Annotated in this window: 18 protein-coding genes; 3 read left to right on the top strand and 15 right to left on the bottom strand. The window is 67.1% G+C overall.

Annotation, left to right across the window (positions count from 1 at the left end; genetic code table 11):
- Nucleotides 1-78: 78 nt before the first annotated feature.
- The gene (locus tag NMQ03_RS01865; RefSeq protein ID WP_255174144.1) at nt 79-588 is read right to left on the bottom strand and encodes a DUF4188 domain-containing protein; all 510 of its coding nucleotides are present in this window, start codon (nt 586-588) and stop codon (nt 79-81) included.
- A gap of 55 nt (nt 589-643) precedes the next feature.
- Between NMQ03_RS01865 and NMQ03_RS01860 the strand changes: the two genes are divergently transcribed.
- Nucleotides 644-1219, top strand: a complete 576-nt coding sequence (locus NMQ03_RS01860) for a TetR/AcrR family transcriptional regulator (RefSeq protein ID WP_255174143.1) — start codon at nt 644-646, stop codon at nt 1217-1219.
- 255 nt (nt 1220-1474) lie between these two features.
- Here the strand turns inward: NMQ03_RS01860 and NMQ03_RS01855 are convergent, their stop codons facing one another.
- The 9 genes from NMQ03_RS01855 to NMQ03_RS01815 all read right to left on the bottom strand — a co-directional run bounded on the left by NMQ03_RS01855 (nt 1475) and on the right by NMQ03_RS01815 (nt 10523).
- Nucleotides 1475-2212 (bottom strand): Pr6Pr family membrane protein, encoded by a 738-nt coding sequence (locus NMQ03_RS01855; RefSeq protein WP_255174142.1) that lies wholly within the window; start codon nt 2210-2212, stop codon nt 1475-1477.
- A 148-nt stretch (nt 2213-2360) separates the two neighbouring features.
- Nucleotides 2361-3185 carry a class I SAM-dependent methyltransferase gene (locus NMQ03_RS01850; RefSeq protein WP_255174141.1) on the bottom strand — a complete coding sequence of 275 codons (825 nt, stop codon included), beginning with the start codon at nt 3183-3185 and terminating at the stop codon, nt 2361-2363.
- A 47-nt stretch (nt 3186-3232) separates the two neighbouring features.
- Complete coding sequence (manD, locus tag NMQ03_RS01845; protein WP_255174140.1) at nt 3233-4462, bottom strand: D-mannonate dehydratase ManD; 1230 nt, start codon at nt 4460-4462, stop codon at nt 3233-3235.
- A gap of 52 nt (nt 4463-4514) precedes the next feature.
- A complete protein-coding gene (locus NMQ03_RS01840) occupies nt 4515-5477 on the bottom strand; it encodes a sugar kinase (RefSeq protein ID WP_255174139.1) in 963 nt (320 codons plus the stop codon).
- Nucleotides 5474-6151 (bottom strand): bifunctional 4-hydroxy-2-oxoglutarate aldolase/2-dehydro-3-deoxy-phosphogluconate aldolase, encoded by a 678-nt coding sequence (locus tag NMQ03_RS01835; RefSeq protein WP_255174138.1) that lies wholly within the window; start codon nt 6149-6151, stop codon nt 5474-5476. Before NMQ03_RS01835 ends, NMQ03_RS01840 begins: the two co-directional genes overlap by 4 nt.
- A gap of 5 nt (nt 6152-6156) precedes the next feature.
- The gene (gene dgoD / locus NMQ03_RS01830) at nt 6157-7305 is read right to left on the bottom strand and encodes a galactonate dehydratase (protein ID WP_255174137.1); all 1149 of its coding nucleotides are present in this window, start codon (nt 7303-7305) and stop codon (nt 6157-6159) included.
- Nucleotides 7306-7315: 10 nt separating this feature from the next.
- On the bottom strand, nt 7316-8188 hold the full coding sequence (locus NMQ03_RS01825; RefSeq protein ID WP_255174136.1) for a carbohydrate ABC transporter permease: 873 nt from the start codon (nt 8186-8188) through the stop codon (nt 7316-7318).
- Complete coding sequence (locus NMQ03_RS01820) at nt 8185-9138, bottom strand: carbohydrate ABC transporter permease (protein ID WP_255174135.1); 954 nt, start codon at nt 9136-9138, stop codon at nt 8185-8187. The genes NMQ03_RS01825 and NMQ03_RS01820 overlap by 4 nt, the downstream gene beginning before the upstream one ends.
- 269 nt (nt 9139-9407) lie before the next feature.
- The gene (locus NMQ03_RS01815; RefSeq protein ID WP_255174134.1) at nt 9408-10523 is read right to left on the bottom strand and encodes an ABC transporter substrate-binding protein; all 1116 of its coding nucleotides are present in this window, start codon (nt 10521-10523) and stop codon (nt 9408-9410) included.
- 137 nt (nt 10524-10660) lie between these two features.
- Between NMQ03_RS01815 and NMQ03_RS01810 the strand changes: the two genes are divergently transcribed.
- Nucleotides 10661-11407, top strand: a complete 747-nt coding sequence (locus NMQ03_RS01810; protein ID WP_255174133.1) for a FadR/GntR family transcriptional regulator — start codon at nt 10661-10663, stop codon at nt 11405-11407.
- Between the two features lie 13 nt (nt 11408-11420).
- Here NMQ03_RS01810 and NMQ03_RS01805 read toward each other — a convergent pair whose 3' ends face one another.
- The 3 genes from NMQ03_RS01805 to NMQ03_RS01795 are packed head-to-tail and all read right to left on the bottom strand — an operon-like array spanning nt 11421 to nt 16089.
- Nucleotides 11421-12386, bottom strand: coding sequence for an alpha/beta hydrolase (locus NMQ03_RS01805; RefSeq protein ID WP_255174132.1), 966 nt, complete (start codon nt 12384-12386; stop codon nt 11421-11423).
- Entirely contained in the window at nt 12383-13375 is a 993-nt protein-coding gene (locus NMQ03_RS01800; protein WP_255174131.1) for an alpha/beta hydrolase, read from the bottom strand. The genes NMQ03_RS01805 and NMQ03_RS01800 overlap by 4 nt, the downstream gene beginning before the upstream one ends.
- The gene (locus NMQ03_RS01795) at nt 13372-16089 is read right to left on the bottom strand and encodes an alpha-L-rhamnosidase (protein WP_255174130.1); all 2718 of its coding nucleotides are present in this window, start codon (nt 16087-16089) and stop codon (nt 13372-13374) included. Before NMQ03_RS01795 ends, NMQ03_RS01800 begins: the two co-directional genes overlap by 4 nt.
- 160 nt (nt 16090-16249) lie before the next feature.
- Between NMQ03_RS01795 and NMQ03_RS01790 the strand changes: the two genes are divergently transcribed.
- The gene (locus tag NMQ03_RS01790; protein WP_255174129.1) at nt 16250-17080 is read left to right on the top strand and encodes an IclR family transcriptional regulator; all 831 of its coding nucleotides are present in this window, start codon (nt 16250-16252) and stop codon (nt 17078-17080) included.
- A gap of 6 nt (nt 17081-17086) precedes the next feature.
- On the opposite strand, the gene NMQ03_RS01785 is transcribed toward NMQ03_RS01790, so the two are convergent.
- The gene (locus NMQ03_RS01785) at nt 17087-18235 is read right to left on the bottom strand and encodes a cation:proton antiporter (protein ID WP_255174128.1); all 1149 of its coding nucleotides are present in this window, start codon (nt 18233-18235) and stop codon (nt 17087-17089) included.
- 167 nt (nt 18236-18402) lie between these two features.
- Complete coding sequence (locus NMQ03_RS01780; protein ID WP_255174127.1) at nt 18403-19890, bottom strand: glycoside hydrolase family 43 protein; 1488 nt, start codon at nt 19888-19890, stop codon at nt 18403-18405.
- Nucleotides 19891-19924: the final 34 nt, after the last annotated feature.

Here is a 19924-nt window from a genome sequence, read left to right as displayed (position 1 = left end):
CCTCAGCTCACGGCGTCCCGAAGAGGTCCATCCGTATCATCTACTCAAAGAGGCGTCGCGTACGCACGGGCCGGGCATTCAACCCCGCGCCGACGGTCGACCGTCTGGGCCACCTGCCTCCAAACGCTGGCGTGCGGTGTTCAGTCCTGCTCCCACCGGCACATGGCCGGTGGCCGCTGCCAACCCAAAGACCGGCATATCGCTATACACGCTTTCCCTGCCACCCGGAACCGTCTCATAGGTTTCGTGCCATACGCCGACGTCGCCATTGCCGGCTGATTCGCGCATGAACCGGCGCCAGGGCTCAAGGTGCGGCGCCGACCGGTCGGCCGCGAACCGCTGCAAATCCTCCGGGCTTTTCCAGTAGGTGACCATGATGGTGGTCCGCCCGAACCATTGCTGGTAGCCCAGCAAGCCAGCCTCCGGCGTCTTGGCTAGGTAGGCAAGCATTTTGGGCATGGCCGCCCCCACCCGTACCACCTTCCCGAACTTCCACCACCGGTTTGCACGCATCCCGATCAGGAAGACCGTCACGGGGCCACCCCCGGGATCGGCAGTGAAACGTCCTTTGAGCACTTGCTGTGACATGCGCTTCTCCTATCCATAACACTGTTACAAAACATTGTTATGCAATACTTGTCCTATGGCAAGACCCGTAGTCCACGATGCGGCCCTGCGTCGCAGGCTGCTCGACGCCGCAGCCTCCTTGATCAGCCGTGACGGCGTTGCCTCCGTATCGTTGCGCAGTATTGCCGCAACCGCTGGGACTTCGACGACGGCGGTGTACTCGCTCTTCGGGGGCAAGGCGGAATTGCTGACTGCCGTGCTTGACGACGGCTTCGCGTCCTTTGCTGCCTCCCAACAAGCAGCCGGCGCTGCCGGCCTCGAAGCATTGGGCCGGGCTTACCGAACCTGGGCGCTCGAGCATCCCGCCCTCTACGGCTTGATGTTCGGCGGCTCGCTGGCCAGCCAAGTGCCGTGTACGCCGACGCCGGGAGCCACTGAGCCATCGATCGCGCCGCTGTTCACCGCGGTCGCCGCAGCCCTGCCCGGAGCAGCAGATGATGAGATCGCCTCTATGGTCGGCGTTGTCTGGGGCCAGGTCCACGGGCTGGTGTCACTAGAGCTGGCCGGCGCACCCGCAGCTGGCTGGACGTGGGATGCGGCCTATGATGCCGCCATCCGGCAGATCGGTCGATCTCTTGGACGCTACACGTAATTCCTCAGTATGCGCCGTCGGGGAAATGCCCGATAAAGGTTGGGATGATGGATCATGGGCGCCGCTTCAAGCCGGGAAACAACGTTATTGACACAGTCCTAATCCGTAGGAAGACTGGGCTCCCAATCATCCCCTCCCCCACTGCACTAACACCGCCTCCCTAAACGGTCGTTTTTGGCTATTGGAGATAGGGATCTTCACACGGCAGTTTGCGACGTGGGTGGACCAGCAAATCTCCCGAGCGTGACGACGCATCTAGCTTACCGGGAATGCCAGCTGGGCAGGGGTTTCCTTTCCGGGCCCGCGGGCGAGACCCACCCGGGCATTGCCGGCGAGGTGCACGAGTATGCCGACCACGAGAAACGAGGCGAGTACCAGGGCGCTGGTGGCGATGACCGCCGGCCAGCCGCCGTCGAGCCCCGGGTTGAGGAAGTCGTAGGGGTACCAGCCGTCGAGGGCACCGCGCACCCAGGAGAAGATCAGGAACACCCCCGGGTAGCAAAGCCAGACGAGGGGCCGCCGCCACGGGCCTCGGACGGTGCGCGTGACCAGGAGCCAGTCGAGCCCCGCGACCAGCGGTGCGATGCGATGGGTCACCATCCACGGCCAGTACATGTCCAGCGTCCACCACGGTTCACCAGGCGGAGCCACGAGCACCACATAAATAATGCCCGTCATCACCAGGTAGAACGCGAGGGCACCGAAGAGATGGTCCCACCACTGCGGCAGCCGCGCACGCGGCCGCGCGGCGGACACAAGGAACACGAGCCCGAGGACGAGGTTTGACTGGAACGTGAACTGGGAAATGAGCTGGGGGATATCGACGGAATTGCCGGGCTGGGTCGCGTCATATAGCTCCTGCCCAAGCGCCGCGAGCATGGCAAGTCCGGCGCCGCCGCGTACTAGACGGATCCATAGACGGTCCGGATGCAGCGCCCGGTTGGCGCCCACGTTACGTTGAACGGGAGGACTCAGCGTCAGCACGTCGCTCATGGCATCAGCGTAGTGTTGCGCCAAACGTAGCCCCAGAGTCCAAAGGACCGGGTTGCCACCGGCCGCTGCGTCAGCCACGAGTCGCCTTAGGAAGCACTTGTGCGGCATGAAGTCCCGCGGAAGCTAAGTGGTTGGGACGCTCAGACGATCAAGACGGCTTTGAGCACACGAACATGACGGTCCGGATGCGCCGCTCGGCGAGGTTGGCCACCTGGTTGGCTGTCATCTGCGCGAAATCGTCCCCCAGGAAAGTCGCGAAGGTCACCGGCGGTGGCCCCTCCCTCTGGATCTTGGCGAGCATCCTCTGGAACCAGGCGAGGCTTTCGTCCGACGAGTCGACTTCCGAGACGACGTCAAAACCTGCGGACGGGAGGAGTTCGCGCATCTCTTCCAGCGTCGCGGGAAAGCTCGTCGAGGAGTCGGCGGCCCACGGCACCGGGTAGTGCACCTCGCCGCCTTCCCCCTGCAGGACGTCGTAAACCACGAACCTGCCGCCCGGCCGGAGGACACGGAAAGCTTCCACATACAGCGCATGCTTGTTCGGGATGTTCATGGCCACATGCATGGTCAGCGCCGCATCCGCTGACCTATCGGGAAGACCGGTGGCTGTGGCGTCCCCAACGCGGAAGCGGGTACGGCCGGACAGGCCTGTCCACTCCGAGAGTGCCGTCGCTACCTGGCAGAACTCCGGGGTGAGGTCGACCCCTATGACCGTGCACCCGGTCATTTCGGCGAGGGTCCGCGCGGGCCCGCCCAGTCCGCTGCCGAGGTCGAGCACATGGGAATCGGCGGTGAGCGCGAGTGCTTCGATGATTTCCAGGGTTGCCCTGCGGCCACGGATGTGGAACTCGTCAACAGCAGCGAGATCGACCGGCCGCAGCCTCGTACGGTCCACACCGGCCGCGTCCAAGGCAGAACCGATGGCCCCCACAAGTCCGCCGGGGCCGGTGTAGAACGCCGAAACCTGGTTCATTGCGCCATCGTCACACCGGGCGGCTGCAGTGTCAACGCGAAGCGCGATTACCAGTCGTGGACGGTGCCGTCGACGAGGCGGTTGTAGGGCAGGTAGGCCTGCTGGTACGGGTAGGCTGCTGCGGCTTCTTCGTTGAATTCGACGCCGATCCCGGGCTTGTCGCCCGGGTGCAGGTACCCGTCCACGAAAGTCATGGACTGCTCGAAGACCTCGTTGGTCTTGTCCGAGTGCTGCATGTACTCCTGGATCCCGTAGTTATGGATCGCCAACCCCACGTGCAGCTGCGCCGCGAACCCCACCGGGGAAATGTCCGTCGGCCCGTGGAAGCCGGACTTGATCTGATACTGCGCGGCGAAATCCATCACCTTCTTCAGCGGCGATATTCCGCCGAAGTGCGTGGACGCGGCCCGGACGTAGTCGATGAGCTGTTCCTTGATCAGCGTCTGGTAGTCCCACACGGTATTGAAGATCTCCCCAATCGCCAACGGCGTGGTGGTGTGCTGCCGGACCAGGCGCAGACCCTCCTGGTTCTCCGCCGGGGTGCAGTCCTCCAACCAGAACAAGTCATACGGCTCCAACGCCTTGCCCAGCTTCGCGGCCTGGATCGGCGTCATCCGGTGGTGCCCGTCATGCAGCAACGGGATCTCCGGACCAAACTCGTTCCGCACCGCCTCGAACACGGTCGGCAAATGCCGCAGGTAGGCGCGGGTGTCCCAGTCCTCCTCCACCGGGAACGCACCCCGCCCGGACGGCTCATAGTCATACCGCTCCCCCGACGCCTGCGCCTGCGCCGCCACACCGTACACGGCCTTGATCCCCGGGACCGCGGTCTGGATCCGGATCGACTTGTACCCCAGCTCCAGGTGCTCACGCACGGAATCGAACAACGACTCAATATCCGCCCCCGACGCATGCCCGTACGCCCGCAACCCGTTCCGCGACGCACCACCGAGCAGCTGGTACACCGGCATCCCCGCGAGCTTGCCCTTGATATCCCACAACGCCATATCCACCGCAGCGATCGCCGCCATCGTCACCGGGCCCCGCCGCCAATACGAGGACCGGTACAGGAACTGCCACGTGTCCTCGATCCGGTGCGGATCCTTCCCGATCAACAGCTGCGCCACATGCTCCTTCAAATACGCAGCAACAGCCAACTCCCGGCCATTCAACGTGGCATCACCAATACCGGTCACACCATCCTCCGTCGTGATCCGAAGGGTCACAAAGTTCCGGGACGGACTGGTAACAAACACATCGGCGGCAACGATTTTCATGGCTGGCTTTCGGGTTGGAATCTCTTAAGGTCTGGAGTGTGAAGGGCAGGAGTCAGCGCACGGTGCTGCCCCTGGCGGCATCAAGCAGGGCGAGTTCGTCGGTCCGCGGCAGCCCCTCCCAGTCGCCGCGCGTGCTGACAGCGAAGGCGCCTGCCAGGATGCCCTGCCGCAGGCGGTCGGCGGTACCGACGCCGTCGAGCAGCGCCGAGAGGTAGCCGGCGGTGAAGGCATCCCCGGCTCCCACGGTGTCCACGCAGGTCACGGCGAGGGCCGGTGCTTCCAGGCGCCCTTCCGCGGTATAAACCGCCGCGCCCGCTGCGCCGCGCTTCACCACCACTTCGCTGACTCCGGCGTCGAGCAGCCGGGCCGCGGCGGAAGCTTCGTCCATAGCCGCCCCGCTCCCCTCGTTCGCCGGGGCAATCAGGTCGAGCTCGTCGTCGGACGCGATGACGACGGTGGCGTGCCGCGCCAGGGGGCCGAGCACCGCGCGCGCCTGGTCCGGAGACCAGAGCTTGCTGCGGTAGTTCACATCGAGGCTGACCACCACACCGTCAGCGGCCGCCCGTTCCGCGGCGTATTCCACGGCGTCGCGGGCTTCCGGGCTGAGCGCTGCGGTGATGCCGGTCAGGTGCAGGATCCGGGCACCGCAATCCAGCGCGGCCGACACGTGCGCACGCGAGATGGTGGCCCCTGCGGACCCCGCGCGGTAGTAGAAGGCCCGGCTGAGGTCTGCGGTGCGCTGCTCCAGGAACATCACGCCGGTGCTCCGCTCCGGGTGGACGCTGTGGTGCAGCTGGACACCCTCGCCCCGGAGCTGCCTGACGATGAACTCGCCGTGCGGGTCCGCGCCCACGGACCCGGCCCAGGCCGCCGTGTGGCCAAGGCGTGCCACGCCGATGGCAACGTTCGATTCCGCCCCGGCCACCTGCATGTTCAGGGTCCCGCCGGAGGCCAGCGGGCCGGTGGACCGGAGCGAGACCATGGACTCGCCAAAGGTCAGCAGGTCCACCGTCACGAAGGGGTCCCGGTACGGGCCGCGAATTCGGCAGCGAGGCCCAGGAAACGGCGGGCGCGGTCCCGCATGTCCGAAAGGTCACCGCCCGAGGCCGCCGTGCCGAAGAGCGGTCCCCCCAGTCCGACGGCGATGGCCCCGGCTTCCCAGTACCCGGCGGCTTCGTCAAGGCCCACGCCGCCGACGGCGATGAAGGGGATGTCCGGGAAGGGATCGCGGACTGCCTTCAGGTAGCCGGGGCCGCCGATCGAGGCGGGGAACAGTTTGATGGCGGTGGCGCCGCGTTCCATCGCCTCATAGGCCTCGCTGGGAGTCAAGGCCCCGGCAAGGACGGGGATGCCGGCATTGGCGGCCTCGCTGATCGAGGGGGCCAGGGAGGGGGTGACGATGAACTGGCCGCCCGCTGCGGTGACGTGTTCGACGTCGGCCTGGCTGAGGACGGTCCCGGCGCCCACCAGGCAGCCGGCCGGGGCAGCCGCGCGAACCTCGCGGATGGCGTCCAGCGCGTTGGGCGTGGTGAGGGCGATCTCCACGTACTGGAAGCCCTCCTCCATGGCGGCCAGCGCGGCCTTGGCGGCAGCACCGCCGTCGTTCCCGCGGACGATGCCCACGAGGCGCGCCTGCCGGATACCGGCGAGCAGGCCGGCGGAGGTAACAGCTGGGTTCTGGGATGTCATGGGGTTCACCATTCTGCGAAGGATCCGTCGGGGTGGCGCCACACCGGTCCGCGCCAGGCGTGGCCGCGCTTGTCCGCTGCCCGCACCACGGCCTCGTCAATCTCGACGCCCAGTCCGGGCCCGGTGAGCCGCTCGATGTGGCCGTCAACGAACTTGAACGGCGTCTTGTCCACCACGTAGTCCAGGACTTCGGCGCCCTGGTTGTAGTGGATCCCGATGCTTTGTTCCTGGATGAGGAAGTTCGGCGTGGCGAAGCCCACCTGCAGGCAGGCCGCGAGCGCCAGGGGGCCCAGCGGGCAGTGCGGCGCCAACTGGACTTCGTACACTTCGGCCAGCGCGGCGATCTTGCGGACCTCCGTGATCCCACCGGCGTGCGACAGGTCCGGCTGAGCCACTGCGATGCCTGCCTGCAGCGCGGGCAGGAATTCCTGCCGGCTGTAGAGCCGCTCCCCCGTGGACACCGGGGTGGTGGTGGATGAGGTGAATTCGCGGAGCAGGTGGGTGTTTTCCGGGACCACCGGTTCCTCGAGGAAGAAGGGCCGGAACGGCTCCAGCAGGGGCGCCACCCGCCTGGCGTTGGCCAGGCTGAAGCGGCCGTGGAAATCGACGGCGACGTCCCGGTGATCACCCAAAACCTGGCGGGCTGCCGCGACACGGCGGATGACGCCGTCGATCTCTGCCACCGACGCCACCGGGCTCATCCGGCCGCTGGCGTTCATTTTGACGGCGGTGAGGCCCACCTCCAGCTGGGCGCTGATCTGGTCGGCCACCTCGTTGGGCTCGTCGCCGCCCACCCAGCCGTACATCCGGATCCGGTCGCGGACGTGGCCACCCAGGAGCTGGTGCACCGGGGTGTTGAAGTGCTTGCCGGCGATGTCCCACAGCGCCTGGTCCAGGCCGGAGACGGCGCTGGCCAGGATGGGCCCGCCGCGGTAGAAGGACCCTTTGGTCATGACCTGCCAGTGGTCTTCGATCCGGAGGGCATCCCTGCCGATGAGCAGCTCCGAGAGCTGTCCGACGGCGGCGCGCACAGTTTCGCTGCGGCCCTCGCAGGTGGCCTCGCCCCACCCCACGATGCCGCTGTCGGTTTCGATCCGGACAAAGAGCCAGCGGGGGGCAATGAGGAATGTTTCGATCCGGCTGATGACGGTCACGCGGCGGTTCCTAACCCTTGGTGGCGCTTACGGTCAGGCCGGAGACGATGTACTTCTGCGTGAAGAGCGCAATGATCATGATGGGGATTGTCACGACCGTCGCCGCGGCCATCAGCCCGCCCCAGTCGATGCTCGCGTAGGAGACGAAGTCGAAGATCGCCACCGGCAGGGTCTTGGTCTTGGCGCCCGATAGCACCAGGGCGAACATGAAGTTGTTCCAGGAGAAGATGAAGGACAGGATTCCGGCGGTGGCGATGCCGGCCACGGCCAGCGGCAACGTGATCCGGCGGAACGCACCGATGGGCGTAAGCCCATCCACCTCGGCCGATTCCTCCAGTTCCAGCGGAAGTGAATCGAAGTAGCTCATCATGATGTAGACGATCAGGGGCAGGGCGACGAACATGTGGCTGAGGATCAGCACTTCGAAGCTGCCCACCATCCGCAGGTTGGAGAAGACGTAGTACCAGGGCACCAGGAGCGAGACGCCCGGGATAACCCGTGCCATCAGGACCACCAAGGCGGAGCGGTGCATGGTGAAGCGGCTCATCGCGTACGCCGCGGGGACGCCGAGGACGATCGACAGTGCCGTGGAGACAAAGGCCACCCAGAAGCTGTTGAAGATGAAGACGAAGTAGTTGTTGCGCTGGAGCACGTTGGCGTAGTTCTCGAACGTGGGCGAGAACACCACCGCCTTGGCAGTGTCATAGATGTCCACGTTGGTCTTGAGGGACGCCAGCAGCATCCAGAACAGCGGGGCGAGCAGGAACAGCACCACAACGATCAGGGCGACAACCCGGAACACCTTGTAGGCGCGGGTGGCCAGCGGCTTGCGCCGCCGTGGCGTCCGCTTGGCAGCGGTGGTGGAATCTGTCACGACGGTCATTTGCTTACCGCTTTCTTGCGCATGGTCAGCAGCCACATGATGCCGATGATGATCATGAAGAACAGGATCAACACGGCGGAGGAGAGCCCGTACTGGTTGTAGTCGAAGCTCAGCCCGTACGCGTAGACGTTCAGGGTCTCCACTTCGTGGAACGAGCCGCCGCCTTTGCCCTTGGTGGCGTACAGGATGTCGAAGGTCTTCAGGGCGTCGATGCCCCGCAGCAGGATGGCGACGATAACGGTGGGCATCATCAGCGGGAGGGTGATGAAGAAGAACCGCTGGAAGGCGTTTGCGCCGTCCACGCGGGCAGCTTCATCCGGCTCGTCCGACAGCGAGGTCAGGCCGGCGAGCAGGATCAGTACCACCATGGGCGTCCACTGCCATACGTCCATGAAGATGGTGGTGCCCAGGGCGGTGTCCTGCCCGGACAGCCACGGCTGGGGCGGAATGCCGATTGCGCCCAAGAGCTGGTTGGCGAAGCCGATGTTGGGATCGAAGATCAGCCGCCACATCATGCCGACGGCCACGGGCGTGGCCACCAGCGGCAGCAGGATGGCCACCCGTACCCACTTTTCCCCGCGGAAGGGCCGCCACAGGAGCAGCGCAATGCCCATGCCGAGGACTACCTCGAAGGCAAGTGCCAGGCCGGTGAAGGACAGTGTGCGGCCCACCGCCGGCCAGAACCGCTCCAGGTCCGTCAGGACGGTGAGGTAGTTCTGCAGCCCGATGAAGTCGGTGGCGGCGCGGACGGAGCCCTGGGAGTCGGTAAGGCTCAGGTACACGGTCCAGGCCAGGGGGAAGATGATCAGGACGCCGACAAAGATCATGGCCGGTGCGGCGAAGAGCCATTTGCGGTGCCGGTTGGCCCAGGCGGAAAAGCTCCCCCCTGCGCCCTTGCGGCCACTGGCCTTGCGGGTGCCGGCGCTGCGGGGAGGGTTCAAAACAGACATGGTTCACCTAAAAAGTTGGGGGTGAAGTGGGGCCGCGCCGGGACGGGGGGTTGCTGCCCGTCCCGGCGGGCTGATGACGAAGGCGCTACTTCTTTTCGCTGTCCAGGAAGGTCTGGAAAGCGGTCTGGGCCTCGTTGGCAGCGGCGGCAGTGTCCGCGCCGGTGATGCTGGCAACAATGGGCCCGCCCACGATTTCGCGTGCCTTGCCGACGGTGATTACTTCGGGGCGGTCGTGTCCGACGCCGTTCTTGGCGCTGGCGGCAATGGCGTCAGCAAGGTCCTTGGGGTAAGGTGGAGGTTCCGTCCGGGTTGGACCAGACCGAGGTACGCGGGCCCGGGACGCCGGCCTTCTGGGCTGCCAGGGTGCGCTCCTTGCTGGTGGCCCACTGGATGAACTTCCAGGCGTTGTCCTGGTTGCTGGAGTTTTGGTTGACGCCAAGGGCCCAGGAAGGGATGTTGTACGGCTTGCTTCCGGCGGGGACGGCGGGCAGCGGCGCAAAACCTACCTTGTCCGCAACCTTGGACTTAGCCGGGTCGGTGGCGTCCTTGTACAGGGAGTCAGCCTCGGTGTAGAAGGCGGCACCGCCCTGCGTGAAGATTGCCATTGCCTCCGGCCAGCTCATGTCGGTGCTGACGTTGGCGGGGCCGTAGTTACGGATCAGGCCGCCGTAGTAGGCGTAGGCCTTCTTGGCTGCATCGGTGTTGACGGCAGCCTTGCCGCTGGAGTCGATGAAATCACCGCCGAAGCTGTACAGGAAGCTGGAGAACTGCGTCACGGCAGTGGACTTGCCGGTGCGGGCAACGAAGCCTGCAGTGTCAGGCGAAGAAGCCTTGATGGCCTTGGCTGCGGCTTCAAGCTCCTCCATGGTCTTGGGGACCTGGAGCCCTGCGGCCTGCAGCAGGTCCTTGCGGTAGTAGAGGACTTCGCGTTCGGTGATGATCGGCACGCCAACTACCTTGCCGTCGGCTGTGGTGGCCTTGACCGGGCCTTCCTGGTAATCCTTCCAGTCCCAGCTGGAGTCGGAGGACACCTTGCTGGTCAGGTCCGCCAGGTACCCGTTCTTGGCGAAGGCCTTGCCTTCCTGCAGCGGGCGGTACATCATGACGTCGACTTCGTCGCTGCCCGCGTTGAGCTTGACGTTGTACTGGTCCGAGAGCTGGTCTTCGCCGAGCTGGGTCAGTTCGACCTTGAGCCCGCTGGACTTTTCGAACTCCGGAATGGCGGCCTTGATGCCTTCGGTCCACACGTGGTTGGCGAGGGTGACGCGGACGGTGCCGGACTCTTTCGCCTGGTCGCTGCCGCCACCGCCGCCGCTGCAGGCGGTGAGCCCCAGCGACATCGCCGCGGCCACGGCCGCGTACTTCACAATTGAACGCCGCTTCATTACGACTCCCTTTGCCTTTAGGCCCGCATCAGCGCGGGCTGGTTACAAACGCCTCGTTACGTCTGCTCTGTTCAGCGAGCATAGACAAATAAGGCAGACATATACAAGACCTTGCTATGCCCCCATATGATTTATTCATGACCATCCCAAAGGCGGCGTTGTCCCCTGACCTGCATTCATCGCTGGTCGAGAACCTGGGGCTCGCCATTGCCGAGGGAACGCTGGCACCGAACTCCATCCTGCGGCTGGACGAGCTGGAGGCGCAGCACAAGGTGTCGCGGTCCGTGATCCGGGAGGCCACCCGGGTCCTGTCGTCCATGGGCATGCTCGAGTCCCGCCGGCGTCTCGGGACAGTGGTGCAGCCTGAGGCCAGCTGGAACCTCTACGACCCCCAGGTGATCCGGTGGCGGCTGGCCTCGGCCAAGCGGCTGGAGCAGCTGCAGGCCCTTAACGAGCTGCGCGGCGCCATTGAGCCGCAGGCCGCCCGCCTGGCCGCCGAACGCGCCTCACTGGACCAGGCCAGCGACCTTGTCTCCATGGCCGCCAGGCTGTGGGCGGCCGGGCAGCGGGGAGACCAGGACGATTTCCTGCGACTGGATATCGAGTTCCATGCAGCGGTCCTCGACGCCTCCGGCAACCTCATGTTTTCGCAGCTGCATAAACTCGTGGCGGAGGTGCTGGCGGGCCGGACCCAGCACGGCCTGATGCCCCACCTTCCGGACCATGAAGCACTGCAGATGCATGTGGACGTGGCCAGTGCGATCCAGCGGGGCCAGGCGGCCGCGGCGCACGCGGCCATGAGCAGGATCGTGGAGCAGTCCACCGAGGAAATGGGCGACATCTGGTCCAGCAGCCACCAGGAGGAAAGTTCCGGGCAGCCCTGACCCGCCTCCGCGATTAAGGCCTCCGCACCGCCGCCAGCTCGCCCGCCAGGAAGTCCAGGGCCGCCTGGCCCTCCGGCAGCCCGGCCGTGTGGTTGAGGTGGCCGTGTACTGCGCCCTCGGCAAGGAAGTAGGACACCGGAACCCCTGCCCGCTCCAATGCCGAGGCAAACTGCTCGGTTGAGCCGCGGGCATCGTCGTACTCGCAGGCAAGCAAAGCGGTGGGCGGAAGTCCGGCAGGATCCGCGTAGCCGGGCATGGCATAGGACGGTGCCATGCTGACCGGACCGCCCACGTAGTTCTCCGCCGTCCGGATGCAGTCCTCCAGCGTGAACCGCAGGTGCCGCGGCAGCCCGGCCATGACCTCTTCGTCCAGTCCTCCCGCCGGCGGCGGGAGTTCGGCATCCAGGAAGGGATAGGCCAGCAGGAGTTTCGCGGGCAGTGGCTTGCCGGCGTCGATCAGGTAGAGCGCGGCGCCCACGGCGAGGTTGCCGCCGGCACCGGCACCGCCCAGGCAGAGCAGGTCCGGATCCAGGCGCAGTGATTCGGCGTTCTTCCGCGCCCAGAACCAACCGGCCAGGGCGTCATCATGCGGGATGGGAAAGGACACGCCATTACGCGCCAGGCGGTAGTCCACGGACAGCACCGGCGTCCCCTGGGCCGCGAGCACCCGTGCCAGGTAATCCGATTCGGGGATGTCCACGCTCCCGCTGACGAAGCCGCCGCCGTGCAGCCACACCAGGGCAGGGCTGCCGGCAGCGGCGGCCTCCCCGTAGATCCGGATGGCCACCGGCCCGTGCCGGCCATCCGCCGTCACCGTGCGGATGGGAACGTCGGGCCCGGGCGAACGCACGGCGTCCGGGTTGAGGAACTTCGGGCCTTCCGGCGTGGCCAGGTACTCCGCGAAACCGGCCGCGGTCTCCCCCTGGGCGCTCCGGGAGAGCCCCGGGGACCCTGCGGCTGGTTCTGTCCGGGATGTCATGGAGTTCCCAGCTTCCGTGAAAAGTAATCGACGGCGGCGGCCAGGATGGTGTCCAGCTGGTCCTCGGCGCCGAAGAAGCAGTGGTCGCCGCCCTTGATGGTCACCACCTCATGTTCCACGTTGGCCTTGGCGAGCGCGGCGGCCAGGAGGTCGGTCTGCGAGTGCGGGACCAAGCCATCCGAATCGCCGTGGACCAGGAGGAACGGTGCGGCGTCAGCCGTCACGTAGCTGACGGGACTGGCCGCGGCCAGCAGTTCGGGATCATCCGAGCCGCCCACCAGCATGTTCTCCGGCTGCAATGACCTTCCGGGCGGGACAGCGGCGGTCAGGGCCGGGGGAAAGAGTTCGTCAGGAATGTTGATGGGCGGGATGTCCACCAGCGAGGAAACGCCGTAGAAATCGACGACGGCGCTGACGCTGCTTGGGTGCCCCTGCACACCGAGACCGCCATCCAGGTCGCCGCGGTTGCCGGTGAGTCCCAAGAGCGCCACCAGATGGCCGCCGGCGGATTCGCCCCAGGCGCCAAACCGGTCCGGGTCGATGTTCAGGTCACCGGCGAATTCACGGAGGTAGCGGACCGCGGCCTTGATGTCGTGGAGCTGTGCCGGGAACGGGGCTTCCAGGGAGTGCCGGTAGTCCACCGTGGCGCAGGCAATGCCGGCCTGGTTAAGCAGCCGGAACACGGAGTCGGGCGCGAAGGTGGGCGGCAGTTCCCGGCGGTCGCCCAGCTGGAACGCGCCGCCGTGCACCCAGAGGACCAGCGGCGTGGGCCCGGTTGCGTTGCGGGGCAGCCAGATGTCCAGCTTCAGCGGCCGGAACCCGATGGCCTTGGCGTAGGTGAGCTCACGGTGCACCGATGAGGCGTCCGAGACGTGCTCAGGGGTTCCCGGCGCATCGAAGACGGGCATCGGCGGAACCTCCCTGCCTCCAGGCCGGGAAGTTTCAGGGCGCGACGGGTCCATTACGTCGGTAGCGTTGTCCACTGTCATAGTGTGCTCCTCATCAGTTCAGGTTGTGCGGTGTCCCGGCCGGTTGCGGCAAGGAAAGTATGGTGTCCGGGCCCGACGACGGCGGCCGGTTCACCGGGCAGCCTTACCTCCGCGGTGGTGCCGGAGGGGATCGTGGCGGTGAGCGTCAGCACGGCGCCGTCGGTAGCCCAACGCACTTCGATCAGGCCGCGCGGCCCCTGGTGGGAGGTGGTGGCGGAGGTGATGCCGGCCCCCGGCCGGGGCTCGATGACGATCCGTTCCCAGCCCGCACTGCCGTGGGCCTGCCGAAGCCCGGCGGTATACCGGTGCAGGAAGGACACCACCGCGCCCTTGCTGTAGTGGTTGAGCGACTGGTGCGGGATGCCGTCCGCGTCGATGCCGTTCCACAGTTCCCACACGGTGGTGGCGCCACGGTCCACCATGGCGAGCCAGGACGGTTCGGAGTCCTGCATAAGCAGTTTGTAGGCCAAGTCCAGTTCGCCGTTGTCCGCCAGGACGGGCAGCAGGTAGGGCGTGGCCAGGAAGCCCGTGCCCAGGTGCGTGCCGGCGTCCCGGATCAGTCCTGCGAGCTGCGCGGTCACGGTGGGGCGGTGCCCGGGGCTGACGAGGTCGAACGCGAGGGCACGGACGCAGTTGGCCTGGGTGGCATGGGTGACGCGGCCGGACGGATCGAGGTATTCCGTTTCCCACGCGTCCCGGATCCGTCCTGAAAGTTCTGCGAGCTCGGCGGCGTCCGCGTCCAGGCCCAGGACACGGGCGATGCGTGCCATCAGGTCCGTGGTGTGCCGGTAGTAGGCGGTGGCCACGATCCCATGGTCGGCACTGCGGGCAGCGAACAGGTCAGGTTCCGGGCCGCCCGGTTCCATCCATTCGCCAAAGTGGAAGCCGGTGTCCCAGAGGTACTGCTCGTGCGGTGCGGGGCCGGTGCGTGCGGCGCCCCGGGCGGCATGCCGCTGTGTTTCGGCGCTGGTGCGGACAAACCGCAGCCAGCGCTGCATGGCTTCCCAGTTCTCGGCGAGGATCGACGCGTCCCCCGTGGCCAGGTAGAGCTCCCAGGGCACCATCACGATTGCGTCGCCCCAGTAAGCAGACCCGTTGGTGAAGCCCATGAACTCCGCCGAGGTGACCGAGGGCCCGGGCGACGGCGAGATGTTGGCAACGATTCCGTTGTCCCACTGGTCGGCACGCACGTCGCGCAGCCACTTCCGGGAAAAGCCGGTCACGCCGTAAAGGTAGGCGGCGGTGGGGACGAACAGTTGCCAGTCACCCGTCCAGCCGGCCTTTTCGCGCTGCGGGCAGTCGGTGGGGACCTCGCAGGAGTTGCCAAGGAAGCTCCATTCAACGATTTCATGCAGCTTGTTCAGCCGGTCATCGCTGCAGCTGAAAGTACCGATGCGCTCCAGGTCGGTCCGGACCAGGCAGCCCGTAATGTCCGCCGGCTTCAGGTCCTCCCCCAGGCCCTGGACGGAGACGAACTGGAAGCCGTGGGTGGTGTGCCGGGGTTCAAAGACTTCCCCCTCGGCCCCAGAGGAGATGACGGTGTCCACCTGGCCCGCGTCGCGGAACGCCCCTGGCAAGCGGAAATCGTGCGGCCGCAGGTGGTCCCGGGTGACGTCGCCGTCCTCCCCGAGCGATTCACCGTACTCCAGGGAGACGGTTTCCCCCCGTTGCCCCAGCCTGGAGAGCCGGACCCAGCCGTGGATGTTCTGGCCGAAGTCCACCACCTGATTGCCGTTGGCCAGCCGGATGATGGACACGGGCACCAGCTCCTGTGTCACCCGGGTGGGCGGTGCGAGAGGTCCGGCCAGTGCAGTGAAACTACCGGGACGGACGACGGCGTGACGCGGCTTCGGTGCGCGGGCGCCAGTGGCCAAACTGCCCGCTTGGGGTGCGCTGCCGCCGTCGGCCGTCCTGAAATCGACGCGCTGGCCCGCCATGAGGTCGGCACTGACGATCTCCGTGGCGGACACCAGCCACGAGCCGTCGGTGCCGATGACCTGCCTGCCTGCGGGGGACTCAATTTCGAGCTGCGCCAGGAGGGCTGTGTGCGTTCCGTACATGTCGGCGTCGCGCGTGTACCCGAAGGTGCCGCAGTACCAGCCGTCGGTGAGGACCGCGCGGACGGTGTTGCTGCCTTCGCGGAGCAGTGTGGCGACGTCGTAGGCCTGGACCTGGAGCGTGGCGTTGTAGCTGGTGGAGCCAGGGGTCAGCTGCTGGTCGCCCACGCGGTGGCCATTAATGAAGAGCTCGTAAATGCCGTGGGCGGTGGCGTAGGCCCGGGCCTTGGCCGGGGCGGCCGGGAGCATAAAGGTCTTGGTGAGGGCGTACCCGGGCCGCTCCCCTGGCGCAGGCACTTCTGGTTCCTCAGGGCCGATCCACTGCGCTGCCCAGTCCGCCGCATGCAGCAGGCCCAGCTCCACGGGCATGGTTTCGGACCAATCGCTGGTGGTTTCGGTACCCTTCCCGCCGGTGTTCCAAGTGCGGACGCGCCACTCGAACCGGCTGCGGGAGTCCAGCGCGGGGCCGGTGTACGGGATGCCGCTGCACGCGGCTGATTCCTGCCGGCCCGTGTCCCAGCCGTTGCCGGCGGTGATCCGGTAGGCCGTCTGGCTGTTGGTGCCGGCGGGCGGCGTCCAGCCCAGCCGGGGTGCGGTGACGGTCAGGCCCAGCGCCTCAGGCAGGTGTTCGGCCCGAAGCCGGGTGGGGGCGCTCATGCGGCGGGACTCCTGAAGTGCGGTTGCTGGGAGTTCCAGCATCGCGTTCCGTCATTTCCCCTCGACAGGGAGCTTCCAATGGTTGGAATAGTATTGTGGTTCAGCTCACCACTTTCCCCGTGGGCCACAGGATCTGCCGACGGCGCTAGGAACCACTGCCATGACTGCCACTCCGGACACGGACACCCCGCCTGCCCGCGGAAAGCGGCCCAAACAAGGCGAACCGGTCATCGACCGGGCACTGAGCCTGCTCGCCGTTTTCTCCGACCGGCGCCGGGCCCTGACCCTCTCCGAACTGGCCCGCCACGCGGACATGCCTGCCCCCACGGCGCTGCGGCTGATTGCCCGGCTGGTGGCGTGGGGTGCCCTGGAAAGACTCGACGACGGCCGGTACGTCGTGGGGGTCCGGCTGTGGGAAGTGGCATCCCTCTCTCCGCGCGGGCACGGCGTGCGGGAAATTGCCCTCCCCTACCTTGAGGACCTGTTCGAGGTCACCCGGCACCACGTGCTGCTGGCGGTCCGGGACAACGAGGAGGCAGTGCTGATCGAACGCCTCTCCGGGAAGGACGCCACCGAGGTGGCATACCGGGTGGGCGGCCGTGCGCCGCTGAGGTCCACCGCCATCGGCCTGGTGCTGCTCGCCGGGGCGGACCAGCAGTTCCAGGAGGCCATCCTGAAGCGCCCGCCGGAAAACGAGCCCGGCGTGCCCGAGATGCCCGAAGGCCAGCTGCGGCGGACCCTGTCCGACGTGCGGCGGACCGGCATCGCCATGATCCGACGGACCGTCCCGTCCCGCACCGTATCCGTGGCCTCCCCCATCTTCGACGCCCAGGGCGCCGTGGTGGCGTCGCTGTCCATCGTGGTTCCGGACGGTGCAACTCCGCCCAACGTCCTTGCCCCGGCGGTCCGCGCCGCCGCCCGCGCCGTGTCCCGCAACCTGGGCTTCCAGGCGCAGGCGAGCACCGGCGTATGGACCCACTCCCGGGGGTAGCGCTGGCTACGCCGGTGCCTCGGCGTTCCGCGCAAAGGTGCGGGCAGCACGTGAACCTGCCGCGGCGCTGGCCCCAATGGTGATGAGGGCGCCCAGGATCAACGCCGAGGCTTCCCCCGGTTCCAGCAGGTCCAGTTGGGAGCCGATGGTGGCCGCGGCAACCGGCACGCCCAGCTGGGATGCCGACAGGACGGCGAGGGGCAGCGGCTGGCCCAGCAGGCGCAGGCTTCCGTGCACCAGGAGGGTCCCCGCTCCAAGGCAGACCCCGAGGAGCACCATGGCGGGGGTGCCGGCGAGCGTGCGCAGGTCCAGCGATGCGCCCAGCCAGACGAAGAACACCGGCCCCAGGAAGCCGTCACTGACCGCAAAGAGCTGGTGTGCCAGCCGGCGGGGTTCCCCCACTGCCGCCACCACCAGTCCAAAGGAGAATCCGGCGAGCATGACGGACACGTGGCCCGCCACGGCAAGCCCGGACAGCGCGAAGAGCAAGGCAAGCTGGATCCGCAGTTCCAGGGCGAACTTCCGTTCCTCGGACACGTCGTGCACCCGCCCGCGGGTGCCAGTGACTTCCAGCCAGCGAAGCACGAAGAACAACACCACCGAACACGCCGCGACTGCGGTCGCCCCGATGGCTGCCCTCGGTGCGTTGGGCGGGTCGACGGCCAGTGGAAGCGCCACAATGCAGGCGATATCGGCCACCGCCACCTGCGCCGTCGTCGTCAGGACCTTCGGCCCCGCCAGCCGCAGGGAATCAACAATGGGCAGCACAAGGGCAGCTGACGAGGACGCGAGCAGCACGATGTAAAGCGGCGCATGTCGGGTTCCGAAGGCGAAGGCAATGACGGTTCCTGCGGCCGCCGCGAGGGCTGCGGCGATGGCGGCCCGCAGCGCGCCGCCGCCCAGGGCGGGACGGATGGCCCTGTCCCGCACGGGCACATGCGTTCCGGCGACAAACATGATGAGCGCGAAACCAACGTCGGCCACAAACGTAAATGTGGGATCTGCGGAATCAACCAGGCCCAGGCCGGTGCGCCCGATGGCGATGCCTGCCAGGAGCTGCCCAAGGACTGTGGGAAGGTTCCATTTCCTGGGGAATGCCAGCAGCGGTCCGAGGAGCGCGACGGCCGCGATCAGCGAAAGCTGGAAGAAGGACATCTTCCTCCTCTCGCCGGCTCAGCGGTTGACGTGTCGCGGCAACCTGGTGCGTCGGCCAGTCTAAGCCGGATGGGGGCGTTCCGCCGGTCAGGATGGCTGACGGAGGTCCTGGTTTGCCCGGGTCCTTGTTTTCCGCCGTCGCCATGTCCCGGCATGGACCCCGGAGGTCAGTCCTCGCCGCGGTAGGACAGGCCGCGGACCAGGACCTCGCCGTCCACAGCAAAGACGCCAAAAGCCCTGCCGGTGAAGGCCTTGGCAGTTTCGAAGGCCCAGTGCCGTCCGTCCAGTTCGGTGAGCAGTTCCCCTTCGGCGCTGCAGCCGGGCCCTGAGCCGCGGACCAGCAGGCGGATCCTGTCGCCGCCCACGGCTCCAGCGCGGAAGTCCGACGGCGGCGGGCTGGCCTCGACTGCCAGTTCAACGTCCCCGGACGGAACAGTTGCTTCCCAGGTGCAGTCAAAGCCCGCGACCACGGCACGTGCCGTGATCCTGACGGCGTCGCCGTCCTGGCGGGCCTCGATGCCGAACCAGTTGTCCTCGGCGTTCCGCACGGCGATGCCGCCCGCGCCGGAGCCGACGTCCAGCACGGCCCTGAATTCCATCGCGAGGTGGCGCTGGCGTTGGGCGACGAAACAAGGCCTGGGCGACCCCATGGTGCTGCCTTCGCCCCTGAGCAGAAGCCCTTTGGAGGTGGGTGCCGAGAACTCAGCGGGCGTCCTGCGGACACCGATCCATCGCGGATCCTCCAGCCCGGCACCGTTGCTGAAGTCGTACTCAAGCTGCTCCGGCGGCGTCACGCCGGGCTGGGGCATCCGGGCGTGCGGCCAGCCGTCAATCCAGTCCACGGTGGTCAGGAACGTCTCACGGCCCAGCGGTGAGAATGACCTCGCCAGCCCCACCGGGCGGACACCCAGAAGGACCATGGCTGTTCCGCCGTCGGGAAGCTCAACGAGGTCTGCGTGCCCGGTGTTCTGGACGGGCGAGCCGGTTCCCGCGGCGGTGAGGAGGGGATTGTGCGGAGCGGATTCGAACGGGCCGTCCGGCCGCCGCGACCGTGCCACGGTCACAGCGTGACCCCTGTCCGTGCCGCCCTCGGCTGCCAGCAAATACCACCAATCACCGCGCCGGTAAAGGTGCGGGCCTTCGGGTGAATACAGCCCGCTGCCGGACCACAGTGGCCGCGGCTTCTCGAGCGCTTCTCCGGTGGCGAGGTCCACCCGCACCTGCTGGATCGCGTCCGGGTGGCGGGCAAAGGTCACGTACGCAGTCCCGTCGTCGTCCCAGGCGAGGTCCGGGTCGATGCCGTCCACCGCCCCGATGACCGTCCCGTCGCTCCATGGCCCGGCGGGATCAGCGGCCGTGAAAACAACGCAACCGCGCCCACCGAGGAACACGGAGACGATCAGGTAGAACACGCCGTCCCGGTAGCGGAGGGTCGGCGCCCAGACGCCGCCGGGCGTGGGGACATGGGCAATCCGGACCTGCGCCTCCCGCGTGGCCACATGGCCCACCAGCTGCCAGCCTTCCAGATCCGGGCTGTGATGGACCGGCAGGCCCGGCAGGTATTCGAAGGACGATGTGACCAGGTAATGGCCGTCCGGCGTGCGGACGATGCTCGGATCCGGATTGAAGCCGGCAAGGATGGGGTTGGCGTGCATCCAGCCATCCTGCCCCGCGGAGGCACCCGCAGCG

Source organism: Arthrobacter sp. DNA4, assembly GCF_024362385.1.
In the GTDB taxonomy this organism is placed as follows: domain Bacteria; phylum Actinomycetota; class Actinomycetes; order Actinomycetales; family Micrococcaceae; genus Arthrobacter.
This window is presented reverse-complemented; position numbering and strand designations above follow the sequence as displayed.

Coding starts and splice junctions, on each gene's coding strand:
- NMQ03_RS01865 (WP_255174144.1), bottom strand. CDS start 588: ATGTCACAGCAAGTGCTCAAAGGACGTTTCACTGCCGATCCCGGGGGT.
- NMQ03_RS01860 (WP_255174143.1), top strand. CDS start 644: ATGGCAAGACCCGTAGTCCACGATGCGGCCCTGCGTCGCAGGCTGCTC.
- NMQ03_RS01855 (WP_255174142.1), bottom strand. CDS start 2,212: ATGAGCGACGTGCTGACGCTGAGTCCTCCCGTTCAACGTAACGTGGGC.
- NMQ03_RS01850 (WP_255174141.1), bottom strand. CDS start 3,185: ATGAACCAGGTTTCGGCGTTCTACACCGGCCCCGGCGGACTTGTGGGG.
- manD (WP_255174140.1), bottom strand. CDS start 4,462: ATGAAAATCGTTGCCGCCGATGTGTTTGTTACCAGTCCGTCCCGGAAC.
- NMQ03_RS01835 (WP_255174138.1), bottom strand. CDS start 6,151: ATGACATCCCAGAACCCAGCTGTTACCTCCGCCGGCCTGCTCGCCGGT.
- NMQ03_RS01825 (WP_255174136.1), bottom strand. CDS start 8,188: ATGACCGTCGTGACAGATTCCACCACCGCTGCCAAGCGGACGCCACGG.
- NMQ03_RS01820 (WP_255174135.1), bottom strand. CDS start 9,138: ATGTCTGTTTTGAACCCTCCCCGCAGCGCCGGCACCCGCAAGGCCAGT.
- NMQ03_RS01815 (WP_255174134.1), bottom strand. CDS start 10,523: ATGAAGCGGCGTTCAATTGTGAAGTACGCGGCCGTGGCCGCGGCGATG.
- NMQ03_RS01810 (WP_255174133.1), top strand. CDS start 10,661: ATGACCATCCCAAAGGCGGCGTTGTCCCCTGACCTGCATTCATCGCTG.
- NMQ03_RS01805 (WP_255174132.1), bottom strand. CDS start 12,386: ATGACATCCCGGACAGAACCAGCCGCAGGGTCCCCGGGGCTCTCCCGG.
- NMQ03_RS01800 (WP_255174131.1), bottom strand. CDS start 13,375: ATGACAGTGGACAACGCTACCGACGTAATGGACCCGTCGCGCCCTGAA.
- NMQ03_RS01795 (WP_255174130.1), bottom strand. CDS start 16,089: ATGAGCGCCCCCACCCGGCTTCGGGCCGAACACCTGCCTGAGGCGCTG.
- NMQ03_RS01790 (WP_255174129.1), top strand. CDS start 16,250: ATGACTGCCACTCCGGACACGGACACCCCGCCTGCCCGCGGAAAGCGG.
- NMQ03_RS01785 (WP_255174128.1), bottom strand. CDS start 18,235: ATGTCCTTCTTCCAGCTTTCGCTGATCGCGGCCGTCGCGCTCCTCGGA.
- NMQ03_RS01780 (WP_255174127.1), bottom strand. CDS start 19,890: ATGCACGCCAACCCCATCCTTGCCGGCTTCAATCCGGATCCGAGCATC.